This window comes from Stenotrophomonas sp. I18B00994 (genome assembly GCF_014145825.1).
In the GTDB taxonomy this organism is placed as follows: Bacteria; Pseudomonadota; Gammaproteobacteria; order Xanthomonadales; family Xanthomonadaceae; genus Stenotrophomonas; species Stenotrophomonas maltophilia.
In genome coordinates this window covers 204473-221752 of sequence record NZ_JACIUW010000001.1, presented here as the reverse complement: position 1 = coordinate 221752, position 17280 = coordinate 204473, and the positions used below count along the sequence as shown (strand labels likewise).

Annotated in this window: 22 protein-coding genes; 9 read left to right on the top strand and 13 right to left on the bottom strand. The window is 65.5% G+C overall.

Translation table 11 applies throughout. From position 1 onward, the window contains the following. Positions 1–226: 226 nt before the first annotated feature. From H4O10_RS01075 to H4O10_RS01055, 5 genes are all read right to left on the bottom strand, one after another. Positions 227–958, bottom strand: a complete 732-nt coding sequence (locus H4O10_RS01075) for a hypothetical protein (protein WP_012480265.1) — start codon at positions 956–958, stop codon at positions 227–229. Between the two features lie 128 nt (positions 959–1086). Next, positions 1087–1602, bottom strand: a complete 516-nt coding sequence (locus H4O10_RS01070) for an Ohr family peroxiredoxin (RefSeq protein WP_012480266.1) — start codon at positions 1600–1602, stop codon at positions 1087–1089. A gap of 47 nt (positions 1603–1649) precedes the next feature. Next, positions 1650–2417 carry an SDR family oxidoreductase gene (locus H4O10_RS01065; protein WP_012480267.1) on the bottom strand — a complete coding sequence of 256 codons (768 nt, stop codon included), beginning with the start codon at positions 2415–2417 and terminating at the stop codon, positions 1650–1652. A 126-nt stretch (positions 2418–2543) separates the two neighbouring features. Beyond that, positions 2544–3575: a LysR family transcriptional regulator gene (locus H4O10_RS01060; RefSeq protein ID WP_012480268.1), complete on the bottom strand. Its 1032-nt coding sequence runs from the start codon at positions 3573–3575 to the stop codon at positions 2544–2546. Then, a complete protein-coding gene (locus H4O10_RS01055; RefSeq protein WP_012480269.1) occupies positions 3572–3880 on the bottom strand; it encodes a sigma factor-like helix-turn-helix DNA-binding protein in 309 nt (102 codons plus the stop codon). Before H4O10_RS01055 ends, H4O10_RS01060 begins: the two co-directional genes overlap by 4 nt. An 89-nt stretch (positions 3881–3969) precedes the next feature. Between H4O10_RS01055 and H4O10_RS01050 the strand changes: the two genes are divergently transcribed. From H4O10_RS01050 to H4O10_RS01040, 3 genes are all read left to right on the top strand, one after another. Then, a complete protein-coding gene (locus tag H4O10_RS01050) occupies positions 3970–4449 on the top strand; it encodes a carboxymuconolactone decarboxylase family protein (protein ID WP_012480270.1) in 480 nt (159 codons plus the stop codon). A gap of 55 nt (positions 4450–4504) precedes the next feature. Beyond that, entirely contained in the window at positions 4505–4909 is a 405-nt protein-coding gene (locus H4O10_RS01045) for a cupin domain-containing protein (RefSeq protein WP_182680956.1), read from the top strand. Between the two features lie 75 nt (positions 4910–4984). Next, entirely contained in the window at positions 4985–5866 is an 882-nt protein-coding gene (locus H4O10_RS01040) for an RNA polymerase sigma-70 factor (protein ID WP_012480272.1), read from the top strand. A gap of 114 nt (positions 5867–5980) precedes the next feature. On the opposite strand, the gene H4O10_RS01035 is transcribed toward H4O10_RS01040, so the two are convergent. Continuing rightward, positions 5981–6901: an MBL fold metallo-hydrolase gene (locus H4O10_RS01035; protein ID WP_012480273.1), complete on the bottom strand. Its 921-nt coding sequence runs from the start codon at positions 6899–6901 to the stop codon at positions 5981–5983. 482 nt (positions 6902–7383) lie between these two features. On the opposite strand from H4O10_RS01035, the gene H4O10_RS01030 reads away from it, so the two are divergent. Further along, positions 7384–8337: an alpha/beta hydrolase gene (locus H4O10_RS01030; protein WP_012480274.1), complete on the top strand. Its 954-nt coding sequence runs from the start codon at positions 7384–7386 to the stop codon at positions 8335–8337. Positions 8338–8932: 595 nt separating this feature from the next. Here the strand turns inward: H4O10_RS01030 and H4O10_RS01025 are convergent. From H4O10_RS01025 to H4O10_RS01015, 3 genes are all read right to left on the bottom strand, one after another. Then, positions 8933–9232: a hypothetical protein gene (locus H4O10_RS01025; protein WP_012480275.1), complete on the bottom strand. Its 300-nt coding sequence runs from the start codon at positions 9230–9232 to the stop codon at positions 8933–8935. 263 nt (positions 9233–9495) lie between these two features. Beyond that, positions 9496–9765: a hypothetical protein gene (locus tag H4O10_RS01020; RefSeq protein WP_012480276.1), complete on the bottom strand. Its 270-nt coding sequence runs from the start codon at positions 9763–9765 to the stop codon at positions 9496–9498. Between the two features lie 56 nt (positions 9766–9821). Continuing rightward, entirely contained in the window at positions 9822–10037 is a 216-nt protein-coding gene (locus tag H4O10_RS01015; RefSeq protein ID WP_044570206.1) for a hypothetical protein, read from the bottom strand. A 153-nt stretch (positions 10038–10190) separates the two neighbouring features. On the opposite strand from H4O10_RS01015, the gene H4O10_RS01010 reads away from it, so the two are divergent. After that, positions 10191–10472: a hypothetical protein gene (locus H4O10_RS01010; protein WP_010485730.1), complete on the top strand. Its 282-nt coding sequence runs from the start codon at positions 10191–10193 to the stop codon at positions 10470–10472. Here the strand turns inward: H4O10_RS01010 and H4O10_RS01005 are convergent. Together H4O10_RS01005 and H4O10_RS01000 are read right to left on the bottom strand one after the other, a co-directional pair. Continuing rightward, positions 10469–10789, bottom strand: coding sequence for a hypothetical protein (locus H4O10_RS01005; protein WP_019336574.1), 321 nt, complete (start codon positions 10787–10789; stop codon positions 10469–10471). The two genes, H4O10_RS01010 and H4O10_RS01005, sit on opposite strands and share 4 nt — an antisense overlap. A 79-nt stretch (positions 10790–10868) precedes the next feature. Next, the gene (locus H4O10_RS01000) at positions 10869–13520 is read right to left on the bottom strand and encodes an excinuclease ABC subunit UvrA (protein WP_182680955.1); all 2652 of its coding nucleotides are present in this window, start codon (positions 13518–13520) and stop codon (positions 10869–10871) included. 177 nt (positions 13521–13697) lie between these two features. Here H4O10_RS01000 and H4O10_RS00995 point away from each other — a divergent pair, with 177 nt between their 5' ends. From H4O10_RS00995 to H4O10_RS00985, 3 genes are all read left to right on the top strand, one after another. Continuing rightward, positions 13698–13976, top strand: a complete 279-nt coding sequence (locus H4O10_RS00995) for a hypothetical protein (protein ID WP_012480279.1) — start codon at positions 13698–13700, stop codon at positions 13974–13976. A 123-nt stretch (positions 13977–14099) separates the two neighbouring features. Further along, positions 14100–14354, top strand: a complete 255-nt coding sequence (locus H4O10_RS00990) for a hypothetical protein (RefSeq protein WP_005409683.1) — start codon at positions 14100–14102, stop codon at positions 14352–14354. Beyond that, a complete protein-coding gene (locus H4O10_RS00985; RefSeq protein ID WP_005409684.1) occupies positions 14351–14773 on the top strand; it encodes a low affinity iron permease family protein in 423 nt (140 codons plus the stop codon). Before H4O10_RS00990 ends, H4O10_RS00985 begins: the two co-directional genes overlap by 4 nt. Before the next feature lie 3 nt (positions 14774–14776). On the opposite strand, the gene H4O10_RS00980 is transcribed toward H4O10_RS00985, so the two are convergent. Continuing rightward, a complete protein-coding gene (locus H4O10_RS00980) occupies positions 14777–16294 on the bottom strand; it encodes an FAD-dependent oxidoreductase (protein ID WP_012480280.1) in 1518 nt (505 codons plus the stop codon). 224 nt (positions 16295–16518) lie between these two features. Between H4O10_RS00980 and H4O10_RS00975 the strand changes: the two genes are divergently transcribed. Continuing rightward, positions 16519–16749, top strand: coding sequence for a hypothetical protein (locus tag H4O10_RS00975; protein WP_005413467.1), 231 nt, complete (start codon positions 16519–16521; stop codon positions 16747–16749). Positions 16750–16758: 9 nt separating this feature from the next. Here H4O10_RS00975 and H4O10_RS00970 read toward each other — a convergent pair whose 3' ends face one another. After that, the gene (locus tag H4O10_RS00970; RefSeq protein ID WP_012480281.1) at positions 16759–17208 is read right to left on the bottom strand and encodes a BLUF domain-containing protein; all 450 of its coding nucleotides are present in this window, start codon (positions 17206–17208) and stop codon (positions 16759–16761) included. Between the last annotated feature and the right edge of the window lie 72 nt (positions 17209–17280).

Below are 17280 nucleotides of genomic sequence, written 5' to 3'. Positions count from 1 at the left end.
GAAACCCCGTGGCTGGATGGACGCGCTCACACTACCGAAGGGCTACTATGCCCCTGTGCGGGGTACAGACCTGTGAAGTCGGCGAAATGTGCGAACATGATGCAGCAAGCCCGAAGAAATCGGCTGCATCCAGCCACAGCGCGGCACTCTTGAGCCATGCGTATGCCTCACTGGATGACTCACAGTCCTGTTTGTCCCTCAGCATGAGGAACATGATGGCCCGACGCTACAAAGGCGTTCGCTGGGAGGGCTCGGGTTCGTGGATGGAGCCCTCCAACAAGGCAACGTAGGTATCAAGCCTGGTGCGAAGGCCGATCAGCATCCAGCCCAGCAGGTACAGCAGCACCATGGTGAAGATCAGTAGTGCACCCAGCGGGCCAACATCGAAAGCGCCCGCCCAGTCGCCCCATTTCCATCCGCGGAACTGCAGGTAGAGGGCAATCAACAGCGGGAATGGTCCCAGCCGCTGCAGGCCGCCATACATCATGCCCATGCGCTCAATCATGTTTGTGCGCAAGGTGCTGACGAACTTGAGTCGCCGCTCGCGCTGGACGCGCGGGAATCCGCGAAGCTCGGTCACCACCGCTTGCCAGTGAGCGAAGTCTTCATCCATCTCCCGGGCGTGCGAGAGCCGCGGCTGGCTGAACTGGCGAATGCCCCTGCGGGCGGCCAGTACGCCACCGACAATGAACCCTCCTACTTCGATTGCCAGGCAGGCAACAACCACCTGGAGCACTACGCCAAGAGGCAGCCATCGATCCGGAAGCTGACCCATGAGAATGCCGACGATCGCCGCACCCACGCCGATGCGAAACGCCCACGTCTCCACCCTGCCCGCCTTGGGGTAGATGCTGTGCTCAACCAGTCCCTGCACCCGCTGGTAGAGCCAGTGGAATGTCAGTTCCTGCGAATCGGTCTTTGCCGGCGGATCGAATCCGCCCCCTGCCTGCATGTCCATTGCATCCCCTGCCCCACCGGCCAGGTTGCCGGCGCCACCATCGTAGCCGAGCGGGGTTGTGGCGGAATACGGCCTAGCCGTGTAATCGTCAGGGCCAGGACCTTCCCGGAGTCGAGCATGGCTCGATTCTACAGAGGCGGAGCCTGCGGGCCGACCCGAACATGCACCACATGGCTGACGCCGCGATGGAACATCTTGGCGTATGGGCAGACGCGTTCGGTGTTGCGAACGAGTTCGCAGGCCAGGTTCTCATCCATGCCGGGAAGATGTACCACGATCTCGGCCGACAGCAGGTACAGCCCATCTGCCGGATCACGGGCGAAGGTGACCGCCACTTCGATGCTGGGGTTGTGCAGCAGCAGGCCGGCACGCGCGGCCACCAGCACCATGGCACCGTGGAAGCAGCCAGCGTAGCTTGCGGCCAGCAGCTGCTCGGGATTGGCGCCGCCGCCAGGCCCGCCGAGTTCCGGCGGCAGGCGCAGGTCCACCGCCAGTGCACCGTCGTCCGACCGCACGACGCCGGACGCCCGCCCGTGCTGGGCCTGGCCACCGCTCACCCGCACGCGGCCGGTATACAGCGGCTTCACGTCGTCGCCCTGGTAACGGTCCAGCATGGCGGGCGAAGGAGGCTTCAGCTCGGTCATTGCGCGGCTCCATCAAGCGCAGCTGCGGCAGGCGATCGATTCGCCGCTCAGGCAGGCTGCCGCTGCAACAGGCCGGACTGCTGCAGCCAGGCGTCGAAATCGACCTGCCCCAGCCACGCGTGTCCGACCGGCACCAGCGTGTCGATCTGCAGCGGCGCGCCGAAGTACAGCGCCTGGGCATCCGCAACGACCTGCCGGGAATCACCCGTCAGTTGCAGATACTGCCTGGCCAGATCCGCCATCGCGCTACGCTGCGGCCCGGCGATTTCCAGCACGCCATTGGCCGGCGGCTGCTGCGCGATGCGTGCCACCGCTTCGGCAACATCCTCGGCGGCAATCGGCTGCACGTCGGCGGCCGGCAGCCGCAGGGTCTCCCCATCGCCGGCGGACTGGATGATGCCCGGCAGGAACTCGAAGAACTGCGTGGAATGGATGATGGTGTACGGCAGGCCCGAGTCGCGGATCAGGCGCTCCTGGGCGATCTTGCCGCGGAAATAGCCACTGGCTGCCAGCATGTCGGTGCCTACGACGGAAAGCGCAACGTGGTGATGTACGCCGGCACGGATAGCGGCCGCAAGTATGTTGTGGCCAGCGGTCACGAAGAACGAAAGCACTGCCGCATCTTCGAACGAGGGCGAGTTGGCCAGGTCCACCACCACGTCGACGCCGTCCATGGCGGCATCCAGACCTTCACCGGTCAGCACATCCACCCCGGTCGAGGGTGCTGCCACCACGATCTCATGCCCGGCTACGCGCAGGCGTTCCACCACCTTGCTGCCGATGCGGCCGGTACCACCGATGACGAGGAACTTCATTGCATGTCTCCTGGAATGTAGAAGGGCTACCGGATGTGGCCGGGCGCAGGCATCGTAGGTAGCGCGGGCGCGAGGCAGTAGGTCCATGGCGGGCCGCGCACTGTTGCCCGGCACGCACCAATACGCTCAGGCCCAGCCAGGCCGTGCGCCTGGGTTCAGAGGGGTGGCCTGCTGGCGCGCTTCCCAGTGCGAGATCACATCCAGCTCGAGCGCGCGCACCCGCTGCGTGCTGAAGTCGATGAAGGCCCGCACGCGCTTGGGCAGCTGGCGGCGGCTGAGGTAGCACAGGTAGTGGCCGCGATCGAGCGGCGCATGCCGATCCAGGCAGGTCACCACCCTGCCCGCCCACAGCGCTTCACGCACCTGATAGCTGGGCAGCTGGGCGATTCCGAGCCCGTCGATGACGGCCTGCAGGACCAGGTCGGCATCATTGAACACCAGTGCGGCCGGCGGCTGCAGGTGCACTTCGGCACCGTCGACACGGAATTCCCAGGGCTGCATGCGTCCGCCCGGCAGGCGCCGCCCGATGCAGGCATGTGTGGACAGCGCATCCACCGATACCGGTAGACCGTACGCCTGCACGTACGCTGGTGAAACACATACGACCAGCTGCATCGGCACCAGCTGCTTGGCGATCACCTGGCTGTCTTCCAGCAGGCCGTCGCGAAATGCCACGTCGATGCGGTCACCTGCCAGGTCGGGGGCCTGCTCGTCCAGCAGCAGTTCTACAGAGACCTGCGGGTACTCGGCGCGGAATGCGGCCAGCAAGGGGGCGATCACCCGCCGGCCGAAGCCGTGGCTGGCACTGATGCGCAGGTGCCCGCGCGGCGGACCCTCGCGCAGGTCGCGCATTTCCTCCAGCGCCTGCAGGATGCAGGTCACGCCCGGGTTGCAGCCCTCCAGGAACAGCTCGCCTTCCCGGGTGAGCGTGGTCGAGCGCGTGGTGCGCAGGAACAACCGCACGCCCAGCTGGCTTTCCAGCTTCTGCACGCTGCGGCTGACGGCCGAGCGGCCGATGCCGAGGCGGTCGGCCGCGCGCGCGAAACTGCCCTCGGACGCCACTGCAATGAAGGCCAGCACACCGGCGTAGCTGGTGGAGAAGGACGCATTGAGCGCATCGTGGCCGTCACTGGCCGCGCGGGGCGTTGCGGCATTCATGGGTGGCCTGGCTCCAGGCGGGCACGTTGTGCGTGCAGGTGGCTCCGCGCCGCCGCCAACCGTTGCCTGCACGTGGAAGGGTCGAGCCCCAGCAGGGGCACGATGTCCTCGAATCCGGCGCCCAGCACGTCGTGCAACAGCAGGATCGCGCGTGCGTCGGGCGGCAGTTCGCGCAATGCGGCGAGGAAGGCCTGCCAGACCTGTTCGCTGGCAGGGCGCGATGCGGTGCGCAGGTGCGATGAGGTGTCCATGCCCGGCAGACGGCCGAGCATCGGCCGCTGTGACAGGACATTGGTGTTTTTCATGCAACAGCGTGCGGCCCGGCCCCCGCCTACCGGCGTTGCGAATGCAGGCCTAGCCTCGCTGTGCCCTTCACACGCTACAGGAACACACCATGACCGCACGCCTGGATTACGCCGCGCAATCCCCCGAACTGTTCAAGAAGCTCGGCGTGTACTCGCATGCCGCCCACACCGCCTCGATCGAAGGGGCCATCATCGATCTGGTCAACATCCGTGCATCGCAGCTCAACGGCTGTGGCTTCTGCCTGGACATGCACGTGAAGGAGGCCACCCTGCGTGGTGAGCGCCCGCTGCGCCTGCATCACCTGGCGGCATGGCGTGAATCAACGCTGTTCAGCCCGCGCGAGCGCGCCTGCCTGGCCTGGACCGAAGTACTGACCCAGCTGCCGGCGCAGGGGGTGCCCGACGAGCTGTACGCGCGCGTGCGCGGCCCGCTGTCCGATCAGGAAATGGTCGACCTCACCCACGCGGTGATGGCGATCAACGCCTGGAACCGTGCCAATGTCGCCTTCCGTACCACGCCCGGCACCCTGGATACGGCCTTTGGCCTGGACAAGGCCGGCCTGGCCTGACCCTTCCGCCGCTGCCCCATGCAGCGGCCCTCCTCCACCGCTTTGGAGACCTGCCATGCGTCGCTCTGTTCTGGTCCTGTTTGCGCTGCTGCCACTGTGCGGCGCTGCCGCCACCCCGCCCTCTCCTGCGCCCCAGCCCTTGGTGCGCGAGGTGATGACCCGCGCCCTGCCGGAGCAGCCCGGCAAGGAAGCGCTGATCCTTACCGTGGAGTACCCGCCGGGTGGCGCCGATCCTGTCCACCGCCACGATGCCCATGGCTTCGTCTACGTCCTGGAAGGACGGATCGTGATGGGTGTGGCCGGCGGCAAGGAGGTCACCCTTGGCCCGGGCGAGGCCTTCCATGAAGGCCCGTCCGATCTGCGCACCGTAGGCCGCAACGCCAGCGCTACCGAGCCGGCGAAGTTCGTGGTGTTCCTGATCAAGGACATCGGCAAACCGGCGGTGCTGCCGCCGCACTGATCGCACGTCCGGCGCTGGCACCAACGACAGGTTCCCGGGTGTCACAATCCGGGGACCTGTCCCGTCTACGCTGGCATGGACGATTCCACTGCGCTGTTCTCACGCCTCCGCCCACGCCTGTTCGGCGTGGCCTACCGCATGCTTGGGTCTTCACACGAAGCCGAAGACGTGGTGCAGGATGTCTGGCTTCGCTGGCATGGCGCCGACCAGTCACAGATCGAGAATCCGGAAGCCTGGCTGGTGGCGGCCACCACCCGTCGCGCCATTGATGGCCTGCGCCTGGCCCGGCATGCGCGCGAACACTATGTGGGCATGTGGTTGCCCGAGCCGCTGCTGACCGATGACGCCGCCACGCCCGAGTACGTGCTGGAAACCGCCAGCGATCTGTCGGTCGCCTTCCTCAGTGTGCTGGAACGGTTGGCCCCGGATGCGCGTGCGGCTTTCCTGCTGCACGATGTGTTCGATCAGGATTATGCGGTGGTCGCGCGCACACTGGACAAGACGGAAGCCGCTTGCCGGCAGATCGTGCATCGCGCACGCCAGCAGCTCAGGCAGGAGCGCCCGCGCTACAACGTCCCGCAGGACGTGCACCAGAAACTGCTGCGCCGCTTCGCCGAGGCTGCATCCAGTGGAGATTTCCGCACGATGAAGGCGTTGATGGCCGAATCGGCCGAGCTGGTGGGTGACGGCGGCGGTATCGTCACCAGCTTTCCCGGGCCTTTGCTCGGCGGCACACGCATTGCCCAGCTGCTGTATGCCCCGCACCTGCGGCGCAGCGCGCAATTGCGGATGGTACCGGCCATGCTCAACGGACGGTTGGGACTGCTGCGCTATTTCGATGGCGTGCTGGAGGCGGCGATGGCCTTCGAGACCGATGGCGAACGGATCACGCAGATCCTGGTGCAGCGCAACCCGCACAAGCTGCAGCGGTTGGCTCGCCCTACCGCCATCCAGTAGTTTCACGCCAGGTGTGGATGGCGTCCGTTGTCGGCCTCGTCCTTGCGGGATTCGAGCGGGGCGCCGATGCGCCCCGTCGAAAACCCCTGCTCGCGCTGTATCCGCAGGATCCGATCAGAAGTCCCAGAACACCGGCACCCAGCGGAACGTCTCGCCCTCCAGCGACACCCGGCCCACTGACGGGAACGGAAGATGCGTGGCCACCAGCATTTCGCCGGTGCCGGCCAGTTCCTTCAGCAGAGCGATGCGTACGCGTGCGGATTCCTCCGGGTCGTGCTCAAAACCGTTGTGCCAGTTCGGTTGGTCGAAGCCGACCGCAAACACCGCGTCACCGGCAAAGGTCAGGGCCTGCCCCGCGGACGCTACGCGCACTACGCAGTGGCCCGGGGTATGCCCACCGGTACGGCGGGCCGTTACGCCCGGCGCGATCTGCTGTTCGTCCTGGAAGGTATGCACATAGCTGCTGTACTCGGCCCAGAAGTGCTTGGCCGTGGCGCGTAGCGCATCGGGGAAACCCTGCGGCATGTTGGTGCGGCTGAAGTCCGGCGACTTCCAGAACTCCACCTCCGCTGCGGCCACGTGGATCTTCAGGTCCGGGCGCAGCTGTTCCTTCACACCTTCAACCAGCAGCCCGCCGACGTGGTCCATGTGCATGTGGGTGATCACCACATCGGTGATTTCGCCCAGGTTGATACCGGCAGCACCAAGGCGACGGATCAGCTGGCCGGCGCGCGGCAGCTGCAGGTCCGGGTCCATGCCCAGGCCGGCATCGATGAGAATGGTGCGATCCCCGCTGTGCACCACCATCACGTTCAATGCCCAGTCGAAGGCATCCTGCGGCAGGTACATCTCTTCGAACCATTCGGCACGGGCGGCCGCCGGTACGTTGTGGCCGAGCATCTGGGTGGGCAACGGCAGGACGCCATCGCTGATCACCAGCACTTCGACGTCGCCCACTTTCAGGGCGTAGCGCGAGGGCACCAGTTCATCGAGGGCGGGGGCAATGGGCGCGGCGGTGTTTTCCATACTGAACATGAGGGATCTCCACGAAGAGCCATTTGGCGGGCAGCAATGCAAGGCTGGCGCGAACGAATCCGGGCGCTTGCCCATGGCGCAGGCAGTGACATTGCCAGGGCACGGTTGCCTGGCAGGCCAGCGCTGCGGAGTTCATGGGAAGACGGGCCACTGCGCGGGCAATGGGCCCGGAACACGGCAGGTGCCGTGTGGGATCAGCCTAGGCAGTACGCCGCAGGTGCGGTAGCGCCGTGAAGGGGTACGTCATGTTGCGTTCCGGGAAGCAATGCGGAACCGGCTGCAATGCCACCATTGCAAGCACCTCTGGCTCGTTCGGTAGCGCGCAGGCCCAGGTCGGGCAGCTTCGGATGATCATCCAGTCGACCCCACTGTGGATCCGTGCACTCAGGACGATCTATCACGAAATTCGGACTTGTCATATCCCTGGCGCCTGATCGCGGGCGCAAAGTACGTCTCACCACCCACCCATGAGAGTTCCCCGCATGAACACCTTCACCCGTGCCCTGGCCGTTGCCGCCCTCGCTCTCTCGGTCCAGGCCGGCCTGTCCGCGCAGGCCGCCGAACCGGCCACGCCGGCGGCAGTCACCAGCATCGCGCGCACCGCCAGCTACATCACCACCGCCGATGGCGTGCAGCTGTACTACAAGGACTGGGGCCCGAAGGACGGCCCGGTCGTGACCTTCAGCCACGGCTGGCCGTTGAACTCGGACAGCTGGGAATCCCAGATGATCTTCCTGGCCGATCATGGCTACCGTGTCATCGCGCATGACCGTCGTGGCCACGGTCGCTCCAGCCAGCCGTGGGACGGCAATGACATGGATCATTACGCCGATGACCTGGCCACGGTGATCAATACGCTGGACCTGCACGATGTCACCCTGGTGGGCTTCTCCACCGGTGGCGGCGAAGTGGCGCGCTACATTGGCCGGCATGGCACGGGGCGGGTGAAGAAGGCCGTGCTGATCAGCTCGGTACCGCCGTTCATGCTGAAGACCGCCGACAACCCGAACGGCCTGCCGATTGAAGTGTTCGATGGCATCCGCAAGGCGCAGATGGATAACCGCGCGCAGCTGTACAAGGACATTCCGTCGGGCCCGTTCTACGGCTTCAACCGTCCGGGCGCGAAGGTCTCGCAGGGGCTGATCGATGCGTGGTGGGCGCAGGGCATGCAGGGCGGCCACAAGAACACCTACGATTCGATCGCTGCGTTCTCCGCCACCGATTTCCGCGCGGACCTGAAGAAGTTTGATGTGCCCACCCTGGTCATCCACGGCGACGACGACCAGATCGTGCCGATCGATATCTCAGGCCGCCAATCGGCAAGGCTCATCAAGGGCGCCAGGCTGATTGTCTACCCGGGTGCGCCGCACGGCCTGACCGACACCCACAAGGACAAGGTCAACCAGGATCTGCTGGCGTTCCTGCAGGAAAAGTGAGTGACCGGGGCTCTGTTGTGATGGCAGAGCCCTTCCTTCCCAGAAGCAGGGCTGGCACCGGAGAAGCGCCGGGTGCCCGCGTCAGTGCACGATTGCGGGCGTAGGATTTCAGGCCAACGATGGAGCGTGTTCCGCACTTTGATGAAGGGTTAACCTCCAACGGAGGACACTGCGCCCTCACGGCTCTTCTCCGGCGCAGAATCCTTTGCTCCCGTGTCCAGCCCAAGACGACACGGCCATGCACCCTCCCAATGCCTTCCGGATCCATGCGATCCAGCCCCTTCTTGCGCGCAATGGCGCCATCGTTCGCCTCGATCAGTTGCGATCCACCTGCAAGAGCTGCGGCTTGCGCTCATCAATGACTCAGGACGAGGGCATCAAGACGAGTCCATCGGGTACGACGCTCACGTGCCCAGCGTGCGGTGCCACGGGGCTGATGGACGAGGTGGAGATATGGCACCACTGGCTCGAACAGTGCCGGCGTGAGCGGATGCTGGCGCTCTTCGATCCCGCGCCTCACGAACCACTGGAGCCTGGTGTCCCCGAATGAGAGCGGCTGTCATGGACTCTTCGGCCGGCGCCTCAGCGCCGCGCCTCAGCCGTCGCCCGGGTGCCGCCCCGCCAGGCTGCCCATCGTGAAGGCGTAGCCGGCCTCCTCCAGCAGCGCTCTCATGCGCAGCTCCACGCGCCTGGGTGAAAGCAGGCTGTTGGGCGCATACAAGGCGTAGACATAGCCGGCGCCGTCGATGATTTCACGGCGCACGGCGCAGTCGTTGGATTCCGCCGCCTCGGACCAGACAGACATCAGCCTGGCCGGACTGATGGACTGCCCGTTGCGAAGGCGAAAGAACAGCCAGCGCACTCCCAGGGAATGGGCTGGATTCAACCTAGCCACTGAGAGCCTCCAATGCGCCGGAAGAGATCCGTGAGAACCTCAGGATCCAATCGTGGATGCTCGTCTTTTGAAGATCGCGGAAGGTCAATGCGCGCGGCACCCTTCACCAGTGCAGGCAGATCGGACTGAAGGTCGATCCACCATCCCGCAGGCAGCCGGAGCCCTGTGCCCGTTCTATCGTAGATGCAGATCGGAAAAGTCATCGCGTTGCTCCTGAATGACTCGAGCATACGCCTGCGCGATGTCAGGTCCGGATGCGACGCCTAGGGAGATGCCACATCGGCGCGCTTTGCGCATTCGAATACGTGTGCTTCGTCCTGCTGGACCCTGCGGAACGATTCCAGCCAGCCGAACGCTGCACCACGATTGTGAATCGTATCGCCGAGCCTGCCGGTCAGGCACCGTGCGCACTCCATCCCGCCAGGGCTGGGCGCGTGGCAGCAACGGCATTGCGCCATTGTTGTGGTTTTCTCCGGGCGACACTGGTACATGATCTTGGTCATCAGGCTGATCGCCTGGCTTTGTGCGGACATGCACGCTCCCTGTCTGCTGCGGAAGCAGCCGCGCGGCGCGCGGCTCCTCCTGTTCCTCAGCGGCGGGTATCGCCGCCGAGACCGCCCTTCTTTTCATCCGCTGGCTTCGGGCTCTCGCGATCCTTGTTGTCCTGCTGCTGTTGCTGTCCTTGCTTGCCGGGCTCCTCTCCGCCGGGTTCGCCCCCCTCGCCCTGCCCCTGCTGTGCAGGCTGTTCTGCTTCAGCGGACGCGTTGGAGCGGTCATTCCTGTTCTGTTCGGGGACGCTGTTCATTTCGATTCTCCGCCGCAGCAAGTCTGCTGCCGATTGACTGTGGGCGTGTCGCCGTTACGGGAACGTACGGGGACGCGTCCCATATGAACAAGGGTCATGAACAGGCCCGCAGCAACAAGCGTGTACAGTGGAGTTTCGAAAAGGGGTAACGCCATGATCCATGGAAGAAGCAAGCACGTTGTCGACGTCGAGCGCGAGCTGGCCCACTGGAAAATCGCGTTCAACCTGGGCGCCCTGCCCGCGATGAGCTTCCGATATGAAGTGGCGCCCGTTATCCGGCTTGCCTGCGATATCTATGTGAGAGATCCGCATGGCACCCGGTCGGCATGGATCGACGATCTGCAGGGCAGGCTTGCGAAGCGATCGAGCCTGCGCGGCCATCCTGGCGCAGCGGAGATTGCCGATCGGTGCTGGTCCCTGCTTGGCTGCGCCTAGGCGCGGCTGGCTGCGTGATTCCGCTCGCGCATCAACTCATCATTCAGTACGTGGACAATGGACATCACCGCGTCGGCAAGTCCACGAGAATCGCTGATGGATCCGTAGAAGTAGATCCTGGCGCCTTCAATGCGAACATCCGCCAGCTGGAGCTGGGACGCCAGTGCCCTGCACTTGATGAGGAACATCTCTGTCCAGCGAGCGCCCGGCGCCAGATCCAGCAGCGCGGTGATGGCTTCGTCGGTGGATGCGTCTACACGCTCATGCAACAACGGGACATCGAAGCCGACGATTCTTGGGAGCATGGAAGCGTTCACCTGACCATCCTCTCGCTGATGGGCGCTGCGAGTACTCCCACAGTACAACAGAATGCGTCCAGCCCCAGATGAGATGGCGTCAGCTGGCCTGCCCCAGCTCGCGCGCAAGGAACGGCGCAGTCCTGCTTCCCTTGGCGCGGGCCACCTGTTGCGGCGTGCCCTTCGCCACGATGGTGCCACCCGCGCCGCCTGCACCTGGCCCGACATCAATCACCCAGTCCGCCTGTGCGACAGAACGCATATCGTGCTCGATCATCACCACGGTGTTGCCAGCCTCCACCAGCCGTTGCAGCTGCGCCAGCAACCTGTCCGCGTCCGATGCATGAAGGCCGGTGGTGGGCTCATCCAGCACATACAGCGTGCGTCCGCGCTGGCTGCGCTGCAGCTCGGTCGCCAGCTTGATGCGCTGTGCCTCACCGCCTGAAAGCTCGGTGGCCGGCTGGCCCAGCCGCAGGTAGCCCAGACCGATTTCCTGCAGCAACTGCAGCGGGCGGGCAATGGCGTCTTCTTCGGCGAAGAACGCCTGCGCCTGGTCCACCGTCATCTGCAGGACCTCGGCGATGGTGCGACCATTCCACAGCACCTTCAGGGTGGCCTCGTTGTAGCGGGCGCCATGGCAGGTGGGGCACGGCGCATAGACGCTCGGCATGAACAGACGTTCGACGCTGACGAAGCCCTCGCCTTCGCAGGTTTCGCATCGGCCCTTGGCCACGTTGAACGAAAAGCGGCCCGCGTCGAATCGGCGGCGGCGCGCGTCGGGTGTCGCGGCGAAGAGCTTGCGCACGTGATCGAACAGGCCGGTGTAGGTGGCCAGATTGGATCGTGGCGTGCGGCCGATGGGCTTCTGGTCTACCTGCACCACGCGCTGGATGGCGTCCACGTCGCCGGCCAGCTGGCCCCGCGTGGCTTCGATCACGGTCGGCCCATCCGCGGGCGTGCTGTCGGCGCTGTCGTCCACCGGCTCATGCCCCAGGTGCAGCAGTATCAGCTCGGGCAGCGCTTGTGCCATCAGGCTGGACTTGCCCGATCCGGAAATACCGGTCACTGCGGTCAGAAGCCCCAGCGGCACCTGCGCGTCCACGCCCTGCAGGTTATGGCGATGGATACCCTTCAGCTCCAGCCAGCTGATGACACTGCGCTGCCGGCTGGCGGGCGCAGGCACCTGGTCGAACAGGTACTGCGCCGTGCGCGAATCCTGAACGTCGCGCAAGCCATCGGGCTCGCCACTGTAGAGAACGCGTCCGCCATGCTCCCCTGCCTGCGGGCCCACATCGACCAGCCACTGCGCGCGGCGCATCAGCTCCAGATCATGTTCAACAACGAACACCGAGTTACCGCCGTCGCGCAGCCGTTCCAGTGCGTCGTACAGCGCCTGGCTGTCGGCCGGATGCAGGCCGGCCGAGGGTTCGTCGAGCACGTACAGCACGCCGAACAGCAACGAGCTGAGCTGCGTGGCCAGCCGCAGGCGCTGCAGTTCGCCGGCCGACAGCGTGGGCGTGGCGCGATCAAGTGATAGATAGCCCAGGCCGAGCTCGCGCAGTTGCCGTACACGCGCCATGACCCCGCCCGCCAGACGTTGTGCCGCCAGGCGCTTTTCCTCAGACAAGGCTGAGGTCAGGCGCACGTCGGGTGCGCCTTCGTGGGTCGCGCGGCCACTTGCTGCCCGCTTGGCGCGATCGCGGGGCGTTGCACGCCTGCTGGAACGCGCGCCGTGGCTGTGTGCACTGAAGTCGCCCCGCGCGATGGGCTCGAGCAACGCCGCCAGCTGGTCCAACGGCAGCCGCATGAACTCGCCGATATCCACACCGGCAAAGGTGACCGAAAGCGCCTCCGGTTTCAGGCGCTTACCGTGGCAGGCCGGGCACAGCTTGCCTTCCATGTAGCGCGACACACGCTTGCGCATCAGGGCGCTCTGGGTGTTGGCAAAGGTGTGCAGCACGTAGCGGCGTGCGCCGGTGTACGTGCCCATGTAGCTGGGCTCCTGCTTGCGCTTGAGTGCGGTACGGGTCTCGGCCGGCGTGAAGCCGGCATAGACCGGCACGGTGGGCGTCTCCTCGGTGAACAGGATCCACTCACGGTCCTTCTTCGGCAGTTTCTTCCACGGCACATCGATGTCGTAGCCCAGCGTGACCAGGATGTCGCGCAGGTTCTGGCCATGCCATGCCGGTGGCCAGGACGCGATGGCGCGCTCGCGGATGCTCAGCGACGGGTCCGGAAACATCAGTGCTTCAGTCACTTCGTAGACATACCCCAGGCCATGGCAGGTGCTGCAGGCGCCCTGTGGGGTGTTGGGCGAGAAGTCTTCGGCGTACAGCATGGGCTGGTGGGCCGGGTAGGCGCCTGCGCGCGAGTACATCATGCGCACCAGGCTGGACAGCGTGGTCACGCTGCCCACCGATGAGCGCGCGTTGCTGGCACCGCGCTGCTGCTGCAGGGCCACCGCCGGGGGCAGCCCGTCGATGGCATCCACATCGGGCACGCCCGCCTGGTCGATCAGGCGGCGCGCATAGGGTGCGACGGATTCGAAGTAGCGCCGCTGCGCCTCGGCGAAAACCGTGCCGAAGGCCAACGAGGACTTGCCGGATCCCGACACGCCGGAGAACACCACCAGTGCATTGCGTGGAATGGAGACATCGACATTCTTCAGGTTGTGCTCGCGCGCACCACGGACTTCGATGCAGCCGCTGGCTGCGGCAGCACATGACGACTCGCCAAAGGGGGTGTTGGACATCTCAGCATTCCTGCAATCGGTGGGCGGCTCGCGCATGGTGCGCCCGAGGGGGCATTGTCGCTGCTGCGGAGTGAATGGCGCGAGGGCGCCGGAGGTGGGATGCCGTCTTCACCTTCCCTTCGTACGGCGTTGCCCAGCCAGGGGCTAGCGTGGGGTGCCCACACATCGGAGGCCCTCATGCACCCCGACGTACTTGGCTGGGCCGCCACGGCGGTGCTGATGGCAACCCTGATCCGGCAGATGGTGAAGCAGTGGCAGTCGTCCCACCCGGAAGCCGTATCCAAATGGCTGTTCGCGGGCCAGATGACCGCGTCTGCGCTGTTTACTGTCTACAGCGCGATGCTGGGCAGCACGGTCTTCGTGGTGACCAATGCGATGCTGCTGTTGACGGCGGTGGTCGGCCAGGTGATGGCCTGGCGCCGCCGTGGCCGACGCCGGGCTCCCCCATCCTGCTGATTGTTAACGCGTGTTGCCTGAAGGTTTGACGCCACGTTGCCCCGCCCTTGATGGGGCCGCTCACAGCGCACTCCTATGCTGGGCCCGCCACCTGAGGGGTGGTGATCAACCTGGAGATTCACCATGCAACGCGATCAGAAAGACCTCCCCCACCCGGACGCGGAAGCGCAGCGCCCCGATCCTGTCAGCCCGCTGCAGGCAAAGCTGCACAACCACCGCAATCATGACGAAGCGCTGCAGGAAACCTTCCCTGCCAGTGATCCGATCTCCCCCTTCGTCGCCGCGCCAACGCCGGAAGAGCAGGCCAAGCGCCTGGGTGAGCGGGTCAGGCTGCCAGATCGTCGAACGGATGAGGAGGCCGCGGGAGGTGACGAGTGATCCGGCGCGGCTTCGCCCGGGTCGCGGCCGCGACGGCACGATTGTCCGGCAGCCTGGGCGCATTCGTCGCGGCGCTGGGGGTCATCATCACCTGGGCCGCCAGCGGGCCGGCCTTCCACTTCAATGATACGTGGCAACTGGTGGTGAATACGGGAACGACCATCGTGACCTTCCTGATGGTGTTCCTGATCCAGCATACGCAGAATGCCGATACGGCCGCGCTGCACATCAAGCTGGATGAACTGATCCGGGTCAGCAAGGACGCCAACCAGGAGCTGTTGAACCTGGAGTCGATGGAACCGGCGCACCTTGAAGAGATTCGCCAGCGTTACGAGGCGCTGGCGAAGACCGCTGCAGACATCAAGTCCAAGAAGGAACGCTGCATGCCCTGCGAGGCGGATGCGGCCGCCGAAGCCTGAGGGTCACCGCTGCAGCGGCTGCTCTGCCTGCAGCGGTTCTGGCGTGAGGCCCTGCCGGGCGGGGCCTTCCAGCAGCGCCCCGGTGGCGGAAAAGCGGCTGCCATGGCATGGGCAATCCCATGTGCGTTCATGGCCATTCCATTGGACAACGCACTTGAGGTGCGGGCACAGCGCCGACATCGCATGCAGTTGACCGTGCTCATCGCGGTAGACGGCGGTCCGCTTTCCATCCACGTCCAGCAGTGCGCCACAGCCACGGCTTAACTCGCTGGGCGAGTGCGACGGCGCAGCACCAAGGCGATCTCCCACCATGTGCCTTGCAACCGTGCCATTGGTACGGGCCCAGCCGGCCGCCGAACGCACTGGCGTGAAGCGCATGGGGCTTAGCAGCTTCTCGATCTCGCTGGTCGTGCCCATGATTCCCTCGGTGATCGCACGAGCGGCCACGCCCGCCCAGGTCAAGCCATCGGGACCATAGCCGGTGGCGACCCACACATTGTCGTGCGCGCTGCTGCCGATGTAGGGCAACTGGTCGGCTGCACGGAACTGCTGCGCCGACCAGCACAGCGGCTCGCCCTGCACGGTGAAGTTGCGACGCGCGTCGGCGACCAGATGCTGTGCCGGATCCATCACCGGGGTTTCGCCGGTGCGATGTGTCTCGCCGACCAGCACCAGCCAGTCGCGGCCATCAGTACCGCGCACCCCGCGCATCGAGCGGTGCCGATCGGCGATCCAATGAATACCTGCCGCTGGCGGATTGGCAACCGCCACCGCCACGCCGTACTCGCGGTACACCTCCATCTCGGCCTGCACCAGGTTGAACCCTGCTGGCGAGTGGGTGGCGAGCACGAAGTGCCTGGCATGGATGCGGCCGCCAAGGGCGGTGGCAACGCCTGCTGATGCCTCGATGCTGTTGATCTGGGTCCAGTCGTGGATGCGCACCCGGCCCACCAGGTGTCGCGCCAGCTCCCTGCAGAAAGCCGCCGGATCCAACTGCGCCTGATCGGGAACACGGAACGCGTGGCCCAATGCGAATGGCAGACCGGACTGCTGGTGTTCGCACTGCAGGCCTACGCGCTGATAGGCCTGAAGTTCACGCTCGAATCGCGTCGTCACCTCGCGCGTGCGCTCCTGCATGCCGTACTGCATGGCCACGCGTTCGAAGCCGCAACGCAGATCGTAGCGATGAACCAGCGTTTCGATGGCGCGCAGCGCCTGCTGCCGCCACTGCACGATACGACTGGCCGTGTCGCCGCCCCAGCGCGAGACCAGTTCTGCCAGCCGGGAGACGGGCGCGTAAAGATTGCCCGTGGACATCACCGTATTGCGCCCGCCGATGGGCCCTGCATCGACCACCAGCACATCCAGGCCGCTATCCGCCAGGCGGGACGCTGTCAGCAGGCCGGTCATGCCGGCGCCCACCACCAGCACGTCCGCGCGCGTCGTGCCGGCAAGGGGGCGGAAGCAATGCGACTCGGTGTCAGCTGACCATAAGCTGGCACGCGGGAACGGTTCGGACATGAAAGGGATCCTTGCAGCTTCAGCTGGGAGGCTTCTCTGATACGCCTTGCCGGGTGAAACGAGGGTGGCGCGGCCGTGCAGATGATGCTCACGCGCTGCGACGATCAACGCCATGGTCAAGACAAGGTGAGCGTTGCGTGGGCAACACGCCTGTGTCGCCTCTGCGAACCGCAACTCTCTGCTTGCAGCGTGGTCGCTAACGTGCCTGGAAGGAGGATCAGGCAGTGAGCACGCACCTGGAAATCGATCTGATGATCGCGCAACTGGACGAACTGCTGCCGACCTGGGCAGCGTTCTACCCCGAGCAGCAGTTCGTCCGCATGCTTGCCGAGGCACTGGACTACATTGCTGCCAGTGCAGACCCGGAGGCCCGGCTGTATTGCGTGATGCGCACCGGGCACCTCAACGTGTGCAGCGGAGAAATTCCATGGGCGGCGCGCTATGGAGGCCGCTAGGCCGGTGGATCACGCCGCAACCGCGTAGGGTTCCACCAACCTGGCCAGGATATCCATCGCCGTCTCGGTTGGCGCATCGTCACCGCTGTGCTGGGCGAACCCTGACCAGTCCGCGCGGGCAAGAAGCTTCAACTGCTCGGGTTGGGTGGGCAGCCAGCGCATCGGCCAGAACGGGAGCCGCCGGTTGCCCACCCTGCCGCGCTGCAACTCGATGAGCCCGGTATGGCTGAAGGCGCCCACCACCCGCGAATACGCCACCCTCAAGCCGTCTTCGGGCCCCTCCATGTACTGCAGGAAGCGGCTGCCGTCGAACAGCAGGACGCCGGTAACGCCGGCACTGCGGTTGAAGCGGGCGGCATCATCGACCAGATCGTCGAGCTTTCCGCTGCCCAGGCCGAACGGATCACCAGCAACGGCTGGGCCCGCTTCGCTGACGTATGCGACTGCCCTGATCGGCATTGGCTGCTCCTGTAGCGAATCCCCCCAGATTCCGTGGCCGTAGGATAGGCCACCTGCGCCCCGCAGTTGTTC